Raw genomic sequence first — 13,449 nt, 5'->3', positions numbered from 1 at the left:
CATGCATGACCAACCCACGCAGCCTGGCATTCGCGTCAGCCTCGGTGAACTGATCGAGATGCGCCACCGTGTGCGTGAAGTGCAGCTGTTCTCCACCCCCGCACAGCGCAGCCCGCTGATTGGCCTGCACCATTCCAAGCTACGTGGGCGCGGTGTCGACTTTGACCAGGTGCGCGTTTATCAGCCCGGCGACGATGTGCGCACCATCGACTGGCGCGTGACCGCGCGGACCCAGGAGCCGCACACCAAGCTATTCCATGAAGAGCGCGAGCGGCCGATCTACATCATGGTCGAACAAAGCCGACAATTGTTCTTCGGCTCCGGGCTGATGCTTAAATCGGTCCTCGCCGCCCAAGCGGCTAGCCTGATTGGCTGGGCGGCGCTGGGTCACAACGACCGCATCGGCGGCCTGGTCTTCGGTGATCAGGAACACCACGAAGTCAAACCACGGCGCAGCAAGCAGAGCCTGCTGCAACTGCTCAGTCGCCTGGCCAAAGCCAACCAAGCCCTGAGTAACGACAGCCAAGGCGAGCGCGACAGCTTTGGCCTGGCCCTGCGCCGTGCCCGCGAAGTGCTGCGCCCGGGCAGCCTGGTGGTGGTGCTGTGTGATGAGCGCACACTGAACGACAGCAGCGAGCAGCAGCTACAGCTGCTCGCGCGGCACACCGACCTGCTGCTGCTGCCGCTTTCCGATCCGCTCGACCATGCCCTGCCCAATGCTGGCCTGCTGCGCTTCAGCGAACAGGGCGCGCAACTGGAGCTCGACACCCAGAATGCCGAGCTGCGCCAGGCCTACCGCAGCCTGGCCGATGCCCGTCAGGCACGCTGGCAACGCCTGGCGCAGAAGCTCAGCGTGCCCTTGCTGCCACTGAGCACGCAAAGCGAAATGATCGAACAATTGCGCGAACACCTGAATGTTCAGCGCTCAAGGAAAGCGCTGTGAATCCGCTGGATCAACTCGAACCGCTGATCGCACCGCCGGCGATCAGTTGGTGGCCACCGGCGCCGGGTTGGTGGCTGCTCGCCCTGCTGCTGCCGCTACTGTTGTGGGCAGCCGCCACCTTGCTCAAACGCCTGCCGCACACAGCAAAGAAGGCCGAGCGTGATGCCCCTCTCGACCCATTACGCCAGGCCGCCCTGATCGAACTCGAACAACTGCCCAAACCCTACGACGGTGCCGAAGCCGGCCCTTGGTTACAGCAGCTTAATGCCATCCTTAAACGCCTATGCCGTGAGCGCTACCCACAAAACCACAGCCACACCCTGAGCAGCCGCGCCTGGCTGGCCTTTCTCGACAGCCGCTGCCCAGCTGCGGGCTTGACCCGCTGGATGATTCTGGTCGAAGGCGCCTATCGCCCGCACTGCAGCCTGGACGACAAGGCCATCGCCGGTCTTAATCAGGCAGTGGCGATCTGGATTCGCAAACATGTTTGAATTTGCCTGGCCCTGGGTCTTTCTTCTCGCCCCCTTGCCCTGGCTGCTGCGCGCCTGGTTACCCCCTGCGGACAGTGGCGAAGCCGCTTTGAAAGTCAGCTTTCTGGCTGAACTGGAAAGCCTCAGTGGCCGTCGCGCCCGACCACGTCTGCCGGCCATGCGCCAACAGGCACCGTTTGTGCTGATCTGGCTGTTACTGCTGCTCGCCTGCGCCCGCCCGCAATGGCTCGGTGAACCCCTGCCGCTGCCAGCCAGTGGCCGCGACCTGTTGCTGGCCGTGGATGTCTCCGGCTCCATGGACTACTCGGATATGACCTGGGAAGATCAGGACGTCAGTCGCCTGACCTTGATCAAACACCTGCTCGGCGACTTTATCGACGGCCGCCAGGGTGATCGCGTCGGCTTGATCCTGTTTGGCAGCCGCGCCTACCTGCAATCCCCCTGACCTTTGACCGGCAAACCGTGCACACCTGGCTCGATGAAGCGCAAATCAACATTGCTGGCCCGCAAACAGCCATCGGCGACGCCATTGGCCTGGCGGTCAAACGCTTGCGCGAACGCCCAACGCAAAGCCGGGTACTGGTGCTGGTGACTGACGGCGCCAACAATGGCGGTGAAATTGACCCGATGACCGCCGCGCGCCTGGCTGCCGAGGAAGGCATCACCATCTACCCCATCGGTATCGGCGCCGACCCTGAGCAAGGCGGCGTATTGGGCATGCTTGGTTTCAACCCCGGTATCGATCTGGACGAGCCAAGCCTGCGTGCTATTGCCGATGCCACCGGCGGCGAATACTTCCGTGCCCGTGACAGCGACGAACTGCAAGCTATCGAAGCCACTCTGGACCGCCTGGAGCCAGTGGCACAAAAACCAACCCTGGCGCGCCCAACACTGCCACTCTATCCCTGGCCACTGGGCCTTGCCCTTGTACTGAGCCTGCTGCTGGTCAGCCAAACGCTCTGGCCAACGCTGCAACAGCGCGTGCGTACGTGGCTGGCCAAAGGGGGTAAAGCATCATGAGCGAACTGAGCAGCCTCTGGCCGCACTGGCAACGGCCCTTCTGGCTGTTACTGATCCCGCTTCTGGGCGTGCTGCTGTGGAAACTCTGGCACCGAGAAAAACGCAGCGGGCGCTGGCAAGCCTTGCTGCCGCCCGCCTTCCAGGCGGCATTGCTGACAGCCGGCAGTGGACGCAACAGCCGCCTGCCCTGGCTAGCCCTCGGCCTGGCCTGGTTGCTTGCCGTACTGGCGCTACTTGGACCGACGTGGCAACGTATCGAACAGCACAACCCCAAACCAGCCGACCCGCTGGTGGTGCTGCTTGAACTGACGCCGGAGATGCTCGCCAGCGACGCTTCACCCAATCGCCTGGCCCAGGCCAAACGCAAACTGCTCGATCTGCTGGAACAGCGCCAAGATGCGCAAACCGCCATCATCGTCTATGCCGGCAGCGCGCACACCGTGGCGCCACTGTCCGACGACCTGTCCACCAGTCGCAACCTGCTCGACGCGCTGAATCCGGGGATCATGCCGGAGCCCGGCAAGCGCGCCGATCTGGCCGTGCTTAAGGCCCTGCAACTGCTCGAACAGGGCGCCCAAGGCAACGGCCGCTTACTGCTGCTGACCAGCACCCTCAGCGAAATTGAGCGCCAGGGCATCGCCCAGGCACTCGGCCGCCGTGGCGAACGCTTGCACATTCTCGGGATTGGCAGCACCCAGGGCGCGCCGATCATTCAAGAGGACGGCTCGTTCCTCAAGGATGCCCAAGGGGCCATTCTACTGCCGCGCCTGGACAGCTTCGGCCTCAAGCGTTTTGCCAGTGAACTGGGCGGCCGCTACCAGGGCCTTTCGCTGGATGAGCAGGACTTGCGCAACCTCGGGCTGCTCGATGCGCCGCAACAGGTGCGCCGTGACGGCGAGCTGACCCGCCTGCAAGCCTGGGCAGACCAGAGCCACTGGCTACTGCTGCCGTTGCTATTACTCGCCGCCTGCGCCGCACGCCGCGGTTGGCTGCTGTGCCTACCGCTGTTGCTGCTGGGCCTGCCGCAGAACAGCTATGCCTTCAGCTTTGAAGACCTCTGGCTACGTGCCGACCAGCAAGGCCAGCGCCTGCTCGACGCGCAACAACCCGCAGAGGCCGCGCAGCGCTTCAATGACCCGCGCTGGCAAGGCCTGGCGCTCTATCAGGCGGGGGATTACGCCGCAGCTGCTGAACGTTTCGCCAACGGTGACACCGCCAGCGATCACTACAACCGTGGCAACGCCCTGGCGCGCAGTAATGAGCTGGAGGCCGCCATCGATGCCTATGCCCAGGCGCTGGAGTTGCAGCCTGATCTGACTCAGGCGCAAAAAAATAAGGCCCTGGTGGAAAGCGTGTTGCAGCAAAAGCAGCAGCAACAAGATCAATCAGATGACTCGCAAGAATCCGGTGACGCGCAGAATCCGCCGAGTGAACCGCCGCAAACTGGCCAGCCCGAACAAAATGCGCAGCAGCAGTCCGAGCAAACGCCCGCCTCCCAGGGCGAGTCTCAGGAAGAACCTGCAGAACCGGGCCAGCAGCCCGCACAACCCAGCCCTGACGACGGCACAGAAAAACCGCCTGCATCGCCCGCAGAAGACGACGGCGACGATAGTGAAGAACAAATTGCCAACGCCGAACCGACTCTCGACGGCGAACGTCGCCAGGCATTGGAACAATGGCTGCGGCAGATCCCCGACGATCCGGGTGAGTTACTGCGGCGTAAATTCAGGCTGGAACAACAACAGCGCCAGGAACAACTGCAATGAGCCGACTGCTCTGTACCCTTTTGCTTAGCCTGCTGGCCCTATACGTCAGCGCGCAGAGCCTGAACGCCACTGTCGACCGCACTCGCCTGAATGCCGGCGAGAGCGTCGAACTCACGCTTGAGTCCCAGGACACCACGCTATTCGGTAAACCCGACCTGCAGCCACTCTATGAGTTGTTTGAGGTGCTCGGCACCCGCCAGGTCAATCGCCTGACCAACAATGGCAGTGCTGCGCAGGCCAGTACTCGCTGGATCATCACCCTACAACCCAAGCACAGCGGCTATGTGGTGATACCACCGCTGAAACTTGACCAGTTGCAAAGCACACCGATCACCCTGCACGTGCAGCAAGGCACGAGCGCCGCTGACAGCCGTTTAGCCCCGGTGTTTATCGATGCCAGCCTGGATCAGGAAAGCGTCTACGTGCAGGCGCAAACAGTGCTGACGCTGCGGATCTACCACTCTGTTTCACTGTACGACGACAGCAGCCTGAGCCCGCTCGAGATGCCCCAGGCCCGCGTTGAGCCGCTGGGTGAGCCGCGCACCTATGAGAAAGACATCAATGGCATACGCCATGGCGTGATCGAATTGCGCTACGCCATCTTCCCCCAAGAAAGCGGCGAGCTATTGATTCCCGCGCAAGCCTTTTCCGCCACGGCGGTTGATCGCGCCAGCAGCAATACCTACAACCCATTCGGCCCCCGGCCGGGCAAGGTGGTGCGGGTTAAGTCCCCAGAAATCCCACTGCAGGTGAAGGCCAAGCCGGCCAGCTATCCAGCCGACGCACCCTGGTTGCCCGCGCGCGCCGTGAGCCTAAGTGAAGTGTGGAGCCCGCAACCAGACGAGGCGCGGGTTGGCGACTCACTGACCCGCAGCCTGCTGCTCAAGGCCGAAGGGTTGGCCAGCGCACAATTACCGCCATTGCCCGCCACTCAGGTAAGCGGCCTACGGCGCTACCCGGACCAGCCACAACTGGCCAATCAAGCCAGTGACAACGGACTGATAGGTAGCCGCGAAGAACGCGAAGCCTTGGTGGCCAGTCGTGAGGGGGTAATTGCCCTGCCGGCCATTGAAGTGCTGTGGTGGAACACCACCACCGATCAGCTGGAGCGCAGCAATTTGCCAGCCCGCACCCTGCAGGTCGCCGCCAATCCGAACCTTGAGACGCTGGCGGTTGAAGCCACACGACCTGGGCCCGTCAGCGTATCCACCGTACAACTCTGGCCTTGGCAGTTGAGCAGCGCACTGCTGAGCCTGACCACCCTGCTCGGCTTTACCCTCTGGTGGCGTGCGCGCCGCCAGCCGGCCGTATTGCCGAACCAGCAAGCAGGCCCCAACCCACGCGACCTGCTCGACGAACTCAAGCGCACATGCCTGGCCAACGACACGCAAGCGACCCGCCATGCGTTGGATGCCTGGGCCCGCCAACAGCCGGAAACCCTTGCTGATATGGCCGCGCGCTTTACCCCGCTGTCCGACGCCCTCGACGGCCTGAATGGCGCCCTGTACAGCGAAAGCGGCCAACACTGGCAGGGCCGTAACCTGTGGCTGGCGATCCGTAGCCTACCCGCCGCAGAAGACCTCGAGGGCACCGCCAGCCAAGACACCAGCGCCCTGCCACCGCTGTATCCGCGCTAGTCGCAATGCAATCCATCAGCCTGTGCGCACCGCTTTTGTAGGGTGGGTGGCGCAGAGCCGGACCTGCGCAGCAACTGCACAACCTGTGCGCCACGCAACCCACCAGCGGTTATCAGGTTTCCTCAGCTAGTGGGTTATGCGTCAGTCATGTAGGAGCGGATTTATCCGCGAAGCTACTGGCGTAGGCGTGATTCGCGGGCAACCCCGCGCCGACAAAAGCCATTTGTAATCTACCCCGCAGGCAATAAAAAACCGCGACCCAAGGGCCGCGGTTTTTAGTGGGCTGCGTATCAAGCTCAGGCTTTGTTGCGCAGCTTCTCTGGGTTGATCAGGAAGCGTGCCAGGGCAGGCAGCAGCCAGATCGCACCAATCATGTTCCAGAGGAACATAAAGGTCAGCATCAAGCCCATGTCAGCCTGGAACTTGATCGTCGAGAAGATCCAGGTGGCCACGCCGATCGCCAGGCAGACGCCGGTGAACAGCACCGCTTTACCCGTCGACTTGAGCGTCTCGTAATAGGCTTCCTGCAACGACAAACCTTGACGCAAGTAGGTCTCCAGACGGCTGTAGATATAGATGCCGTAGTCGACACCAATACCCACACCCAGGGCGATTACTGGAAGCGTCGCGACCTTCACACCAATGCCCATATAGGCCATCAACGCGTTGCCCAGCACCGAAGTCAGTACCAGCGGCAGGATTACGCACAGTGTCGCGGCCAACGAACGGAAGGTCAGCAGGCACATGATGCTCACGGCCGCATACACCGCGATCAACATGGTGGTTTCAGACGCGGCAATCACCTCATTGGTGGCCGCCTCGATACCCGCGTTACCGGCCGCCAGGATGAACTCCAGGCCGTCCTTGTTGTTCTCTTTGGCAAACTCTTCGGCGACGTTAACCGCACGCGTCAGCGTTTCGGCCTTATGGTCAGTGAGGAAGATCAGCACCGGCGCCACTGAGCAATCACCGTTATACAGGCCATCAGCCCGGGCAATGGAGTTGTTCAGTACGTCCTGGTTACGCGACAGGGTTTCCCATTTCAGGTTGCCCTCGTTCATGCCCTTGATCACCTGACGCGACACGGTGACCATGGAAATGGCCGACTGCACGCCTTCGGTGTTCTCCATCTTCCACATCAACTCATCCATGGCCGACAGCGTCGGGTAAGTCGAGCAGCCTTCAGCCGCCGTCTTAACCATGATCACCAGAACATCAGAGCTGGTGGAGTAGTTGCGGATGACGAAGTCGTTATCCAGGTTGTAACGCGAATCCGGATGCAGCTCCGGTGCACCTTGGTCAAGGTCACCGATCTTCAGGTTCTGCCCGTACCACACACCGCCAGCCAAAGCGACGACCGCCACCACCACGGAAATCGGGGCCACCATGGGGTGCGCGCAGTTAGAGATAAAGCGCCAGAACGGGTGTTCTTTAACCGCGTCTTCACGGCTGATCTGCACCGCCTTCTTGCTGATGCCGATATAGGAAATCATCACCGGCAACAGAATCAAGTTGGTCAGGATGATCACCGCCACACCCATGGAGGCGCCGATGGCCAGCTCACGGATCACACCGATGTCGATCAACAACAGGGTGATAAAGCCCACGGCGTCCGACAACAGCGCGACCAACCCCGGAATAAACAGCTGACGGAAGGCCATGCGTGCGGCTGACAGCGAATCGGTTGCCTCGCCAGAAGCCATGGCAATACCGTTGATCTTCTGCACACCGTGGGAAATACCGATGGCAAACACCAGAAACGGCACCAGCATCGAATAAGGGTCAAGACCAAAACCCAGGGTATGCAACAGGCCCAACTGCCAAACCACCGCAATCAGGGTGGTCAGAACCACCGCCAGGGTGCTCTTGAAGCAATGGGTGAACCACAGCAGCAGCACGAAGGTGATGCCGATTGCCACAGCAAAGAACAGCGCCACGCCAATTAGGCCATCGATCAAATCACCGACTTTCTTGGCAAAACCGATAATGTGGATTTTGACGTTGGGGTTCTGCGCTTCGTACTTGTCGCGGATCTTCTCTTCCAGCTCGTGGGAGAACTTCTGGTAATCCAGCGGGATCTGCTTGCTCTGGTCTTCAGGGTCGGCATAGGACTCCAGCAACGGCAAATCGACAATGCTCGATTTGAAGTTGTTTGCAACCAGACGGCCGATCTGCCCGGACTTGAGGATGTTACTGCGCAGCTCCTCCAGGCTTTCGGAAGAACCGTCGTAGGTTTGCGGAATCACTTCGCCGCCGGCAAAGCCTTCTTCAGTCACTTCGGTCCAGCGTACGCTAGGACTCCACAGCGACTTCAGGCCGGAACGGTCTACACCCGAGATATAGAAGGCTTCGTCGTTGATCTGACGCAGCGTCTCCATGTACTCCTTGGAGAAGATATCGCCATCCACCGCTTCCACCGAGATGCGCACGGTGTTGCCCAGGTTAGCCAGGTCATTACGGTGCTCGAGCATCTTCTGGATGTAGGGATGCCCCAGCGGGATCATCTTCTCGAAGCTGGTCTGCGGACGCACCTGAGCCGCCTGGAAGAACAGAAACAGACTGATCAACAAGCACAGCAGAATCACGGCCGGACGATTGTTGAAGATCAACCGCTCTAGAAAGGAGGCAGGTTGTTGTTGATGCTTACTCATGCAAAGGCTCCCGGCTTATTGTTGTTGGCCCAGATCAGCGCCTGTAGGTGCAGCAGCGTGAACGCCACCCTGCCCTACTAGAATCAGATTGCCGTTTTCCATTGCTGCAACGCCAGCCAGCGAAAGCCGGTCGGCACGATTGGTCACACTGAAATTGCGGCCGTTGTCGGTGCTCTTGAGTACCGTGCCACCATGCCCAACCACCACAATGGAACCGTCGGCCAGACGGTTACCGTCAGCCAGCCCAAATTCAAGCGGCCCATTGTTAGCGGTGTTCAGGCTGATCGCCTGCCAGGTGGTACCGAAGTCAGCGGAACGGAACAAATGCCCGCGCAGGCCATAGACCAGCAGCGTTCCGGCTTCATCAGTGCCCAAAGCACCGAACAGCGAACCCTCGTAAGGCCCTTCCAGGGTTTCCCAGGTCTGTCCCCAATCTGGAGAACGGAACATCACACCCTGCTCGCCTACGACAAACAGGCCAGAGTCTTTGACTTCGACAATGGCGTTGAGGTGATAGGCATCTTCGTTATCCATGCGGTCGCTGATGTCTTCCCAGTTGGCGCCACCATCGCTGGTTTCCAACAAGGCGCCATACGCACCGACGGCATAACCGTTGTTGCGATCTTTGAACCAGACATCCAGTAGCGGCGCTTCACGCTCAAGGTCTTCGAATTGCTTAACCCACGTCGCGCCGCCATCGGTAGTGGCGAGAATCTGCGCATCGTGACCGACGGACCAGCCATGGCTGTTGTCGATAAAGAACACGGCGGTGAGCATTTGCTTGGTCGGCACTTTGGCCTGGACCCAGCTCGCGCCATTGTCATCGGAGAAGAGGATATGCCCGCGATCACCGACGGTGACCAGGCGCTTACCGAGGCTGGCTACATCGAGCAAAAGCGTGTTTGAGGCTTTGGCAGACATTACTGAAAACTTACTGCCTTCATCGCTGGCAGCTTGCAGTGGCGCACTCGCCAACATCAGCATGGATAGCACACCGCACAGCGACAGCGCTTTGGCTATCGGTGAGTGGCGGAGCACCGGTGTGCGGGAAAACCCCACAGCATGACCGGCCTGGGTGCGCCGCATAACGGGCTCACTCATATACCTTCCCCCTTATTCTTATAGGTAGCACTACGCTTATAGCAGTACGCCTATCCTACTGAGCTTTCAAAAGGCCTGACAATCGGCGCGACGTTATGTTTTGTTAAACCCGGCCGTCTACCATGCCCTGTTCGACTGACAAATAGCAAAAGGCCGCTACAACAGTAGCGGCCTTTTGCTCAACCGTGTCGCGGCTTAACGTGTACCGCGGCGACGCAGCGCAGCAGGCTTGAAGTAACCGTCATCCGGCACGGCCTGGCTGAAGTCGATGGTGCTTGGCTCTTCGTTATCCAGGTTTTGCACGTGATAACGACGCGCCTGCAGGTCATGGAAGGTATCCAGCGCAGACCAGGTGGTTGGCAGGTCATAGTAGTTTTTCAGGTAGGCAATTGAGACGCGCCACAGCTCGCCACGGCCGTCGTACTGATCAGCCACAGCAACCTGCCAGCTGTCCTCGTCGAGGAACAAGGTACGCTTGGAATAGATATGGCGAGAGCCAGACTTCAGCGTGCCCTCAACTACCCACACACGGTGCAGTTCGTTACGCGTAAACGCCGGGTTCAGGTGACCCACTTGCAGCAGGTCCTCGTACTTGACGTCCGGGCTGGTGACTTTATAGCTGTTGTAAGGAATATAGATTTCCTTCTTACCCACCAGCTTCCAGTCATAACGATCTGGCGAGCCGTTGATCATGTCGGTGTCGTCTGCAGTACGCAGGCCGTCAGCCGCAGCAATCGGCGTGTCATAAGCCAGGTTCGGAGCACGACGGACGCGACGCTGACCGGCGTTATAGCCCCAAGCCTGACGCGGCTCTTTTACCTGGTCGAGGGTTTCGTGTACCAGTACTGCACCGCCGGCCAAACGCGCTGGGCTCTTGGTGAAGGACAGGTAGTAGAACATGATGTTGTTCAGGTCGGCTGCGGTCCCTTTCGGGTCGTAGAACTTGAACATGGCTTCCTGCTGCGAGGTCACCAGGGAGTAGCTGCCGTTACGCTGCACAGCCACTTCGGATGCACGACGCACAATGTAAGTACCACGGTAGCGGGCAATGTGGTTCCACAGCGCCTCTACACCATTCTGCGGAATCGGGAATGGAATACCGCCGTAGGCATCGGAGAAGCCGTTACCGCCATCGAGCAGCTTGGCAGTGGTGGCGTTCTTCTGCGTGTTGTCATACACCCACTGCGGCGCCGAGCCAGAGCGGCGGGTCTGGTAGACCGGCATCTGGTAGCTATTGGGTAGGTGTTGAACATGGCAATCTGACCTGGGGTCAGGTTATCTTTGTACTGGTCAAGGTTGGCCTTGGTGATGGTGAACAGCGGTTTATCACCCGCGAAAGGGTCAACGTGGTGCTGGCCCGGCTGGGTATAACCTGCCGGCGCTTTGGTGATACCACCCGTCCACTCAGGGATGGTGCCCGCTGCGTTACCGGCTTTCTCGGCACCAAACGGGGTGAGGCTTGCGCCCAACTTGGCCGCTTCTTGCGGCGAAACTGCAGCCAGCGCGCTGCCAGCGGACAAGGCCAGCGCAATGGCAGCACCCATCAGCGTGTGCTTTTTCAGCATCTTGATTCTCCGTGAAATAAGTCATCAACCGAGCGCCAGCAGGCACTCGGTATTTTCTAGTTATATTTAGAAGGAATACTTAACGTTGACGCCAATATTGTCGCGATCGCGGCTGCCGTTGTTCTGGCCACCACCGAAGAACTCGGTGTATGCCAGCTCAGCTTCCAGGCTATTCAGGTAACTAGCTTTCACACCGAGGGTATAAGCCTTGCGGCCTTCAATGAAGTTACCCGTCTGGTAAGAGTTACCTTCGAAGTCATCCTTATAGACGGCGTACGGTGAAACGTTTACCCCGGCATAGACGTCGTTCCAAGTACCACTCAATACCAAGGTGTACCCGTAAGCGTTTTTATTAACCTGATCATCACGATCACCGCCGCTAACATAGGAACTGTTGCCACGACCAGAGTAATAACGGTTCACACCGTTGAAGTCGGTGTATTGAAGGTCGTCACCACGCAAGTGTTCTGACGCTAACTCGGCGATACCAAACAAAGAGTCAAAGCCAAACGCAGGACCAAAATTATAGATAGTACCCAGCGAGGTGTTGAACGCTTCAACACGCTTTACGTTGTGGATTTCGTCACCTAACTGAACCTGTTGACCGCCAATATTGACCAGCTTTTTTGAAGCTAACTGCGGTGCTTGTAACAGCAAATCACCAAGCAGGTCGTTGGTTGTGGCAACTCCGATCGGCAGATTCGGGCGATAGGACAACTCACCGAATACCGAGGCATCACCCACAGTGGTATTGAAGCTAAAGCCATACATACGAATGTCTTCAGCGTACTCACGCCGAGCATTCACTTGGTTAGCTACATCAATAGTTGCCAAGCCGCCAGCAGCGGTCTGGGCTGCTTTAGTCAAGGCATTAGAATAAGCCGACGCTAGATTCGGATTTAGACCAGGATTAGCAATGACGGCCTGCAGAGTAGCAACAGATACGCCCGCAGCGCCCGCAACAGCTGTTTGAACCGAAGGAGCAAGCGAAGCACCCGTTTGAGCACCAATCGCTGCCAAATTCAGACCTTGATAATCACCAAGATCTGCCGCAATCGTAGGTTCTTTAGAGTGATAGTTAACAAAATAAGCACCAAACTCCGTAGAGTTCAGTTCCTCAGCAATATAACGAAACGCTATACCAAACTGACCATCGTTCTTAGCATTAATATCCGGACCGATAGAAGCCACTTTAATGTTGCCACTGGCATCGATGTTACGCCCACCCTGCAGACCACCTACCCCTGCTTGACTCAAGCCACCATAAAATCCAGCCAGCGGAATCAAAGCTTTTTGCGTCGAGTAAGCGGTATTTCCGCCGTCAGCAAACAAATCGGTTTCGGAGAAGTAAGTGCCAACCGGGTCGATAGCAGACTCTTTCCAGTTGAACTGGTAGAAAGCTTCCATCGATAGGTTATCGGTGAGGCCAATATTAAAGTTCAACGCCTCAACCGGTACCAGCACCTCTTTCAACTCGGCACCTGGTAGACGGAACTTAGCAGCATCCACAGGGTTAGTGGTGTTGATACCACCACGGTAGAACAAGCCTTCGCCCCAGTTAAACACCTGCTTACCGAAGCGCCCGGTAACTGGCATGTCAGCCACATCCCAGTTGCCATACACGTAGGCATCGAGGATTTGCGCACCACGACCAGCCTTGTGGCGCGTCTCATAGGTGAAACTCGAATCGTTCGGGGTGTTTTGGCTCGGCTGCGAGGGATTATTCTGGCTTAGGTAGTCGTTGCGCTTATCCATGATCTGGGTGTCATAGAACGCTGTACCACGGACAAACACGCCGTAGTTCTGATAGCGCGCTTCCATATCCGTGGTGATTTTGAATACTTCGGAAACCAAACCGGTGTCGAAATTACGGTTACCGTCGTTGGTGTTGATGTCGTTATTGGTCTTGTCCTGACCCTGTACGCGCCAGAGTTGGCCGTAGGACACGGTGGAGTCGATGGAGCCGGTGATTTCATTATCGGCGAAGCTGAATTCCACCGCCTGGGCATGCGCAGCCACCAGCAGAGGCAGGATGCCAACAAACGCAAAACCTGCCTTGGCAGGCGCAAAACGCAATACGGGCTTACGGGACTTAAATTCCATCGAAACGTTACTCCGTGTACAGATCATCTTTTTTGCACCCCAACCACCGGGCACGTTATGGCCGTACTGATGACGACCTTAAATGTTGATTGGAAGGCAACCCCCAACGCGTTTACACGCACCCCACTGCTTGGCATACACCATCACGAGGTCAAATCTGCCTTACACCTGC

The 13,449-nt window shown here is 58.6% G+C and carries 7 protein-coding genes and 2 pseudogenes; 5 read left to right on the top strand and 4 right to left on the bottom strand.

The features are described 5' to 3' along the window. Position 1: 1 nt before the first annotated feature. The 5 genes and pseudogenes from ACEPAJ_RS08060 to ACEPAJ_RS08040 all read left to right on the top strand — a co-directional run bounded on the left by ACEPAJ_RS08060 (position 2) and on the right by ACEPAJ_RS08040 (position 5,857). Positions 2-943, top strand: coding sequence for a DUF58 domain-containing protein (locus tag ACEPAJ_RS08060; protein WP_425914436.1), 942 nt, complete (start codon positions 2-4; stop codon positions 941-943). Then, positions 940-1,434 (top strand): DUF4381 domain-containing protein, encoded by a 495-nt coding sequence (locus ACEPAJ_RS08055; protein WP_425914435.1) that lies wholly within the window; start codon positions 940-942, stop codon positions 1,432-1,434. Before ACEPAJ_RS08060 ends, ACEPAJ_RS08055 begins: the two co-directional genes overlap by 4 nt. After that, a pseudogene (locus ACEPAJ_RS08050) lies at positions 1,427-2,454 on the top strand (vWA domain-containing protein). Before ACEPAJ_RS08055 ends, ACEPAJ_RS08050 begins: the two are co-directional and overlap by 8 nt. A 5-nt stretch (positions 2,455-2,459) precedes the next feature. Next, positions 2,460-4,220 (top strand): VWA domain-containing protein, encoded by a 1,761-nt coding sequence (locus tag ACEPAJ_RS08045; protein WP_425917970.1) that lies wholly within the window; start codon positions 2,460-2,462, stop codon positions 4,218-4,220. After that, the gene (locus ACEPAJ_RS08040) at positions 4,217-5,857 is read left to right on the top strand and encodes a BatD family protein (protein ID WP_425914434.1); all 1,641 of its coding nucleotides are present in this window, start codon (positions 4,217-4,219) and stop codon (positions 5,855-5,857) included. Before ACEPAJ_RS08045 ends, ACEPAJ_RS08040 begins: the two co-directional genes overlap by 4 nt. A 296-nt stretch (positions 5,858-6,153) precedes the next feature. Here ACEPAJ_RS08040 and ACEPAJ_RS08035 read toward each other — a convergent pair whose 3' ends face one another. The 4 genes and pseudogenes from ACEPAJ_RS08035 to ACEPAJ_RS08020 all read right to left on the bottom strand — a co-directional run bounded on the left by ACEPAJ_RS08035 (position 6,154) and on the right by ACEPAJ_RS08020 (position 13,277). After that, positions 6,154-8,508 (bottom strand): efflux RND transporter permease subunit, encoded by a 2,355-nt coding sequence (locus ACEPAJ_RS08035; RefSeq protein WP_425914433.1) that lies wholly within the window; start codon positions 8,506-8,508, stop codon positions 6,154-6,156. A gap of 15 nt (positions 8,509-8,523) precedes the next feature. Continuing rightward, positions 8,524-9,609 carry a WD40/YVTN/BNR-like repeat-containing protein gene (locus ACEPAJ_RS08030; protein ID WP_425914432.1) on the bottom strand — a complete coding sequence of 362 codons (1,086 nt, stop codon included), beginning with the start codon at positions 9,607-9,609 and terminating at the stop codon, positions 8,524-8,526. Positions 9,610-9,804: 195 nt separating this feature from the next. Continuing rightward, positions 9,805-11,153 (bottom strand): annotated as a pseudogene (locus ACEPAJ_RS08025) (DUF1329 domain-containing protein). Between the two features lie 87 nt (positions 11,154-11,240). After that, the gene (locus tag ACEPAJ_RS08020; protein WP_425914431.1) at positions 11,241-13,277 is read right to left on the bottom strand and encodes a DUF1302 domain-containing protein; all 2,037 of its coding nucleotides are present in this window, start codon (positions 13,275-13,277) and stop codon (positions 11,241-11,243) included. Between the last annotated feature and the right edge of the window lie 172 nt (positions 13,278-13,449).

The organism is Pseudomonas sp. GWSMS-1 (assembly GCF_049847425.1).
GTDB lineage: Bacteria > Pseudomonadota > Gammaproteobacteria > Pseudomonadales > Pseudomonadaceae > Aquipseudomonas.
The sequence above is the reverse complement of the archived record's forward strand: the minus strand, read 5'-3'. Positions and strand labels throughout refer to the sequence as shown.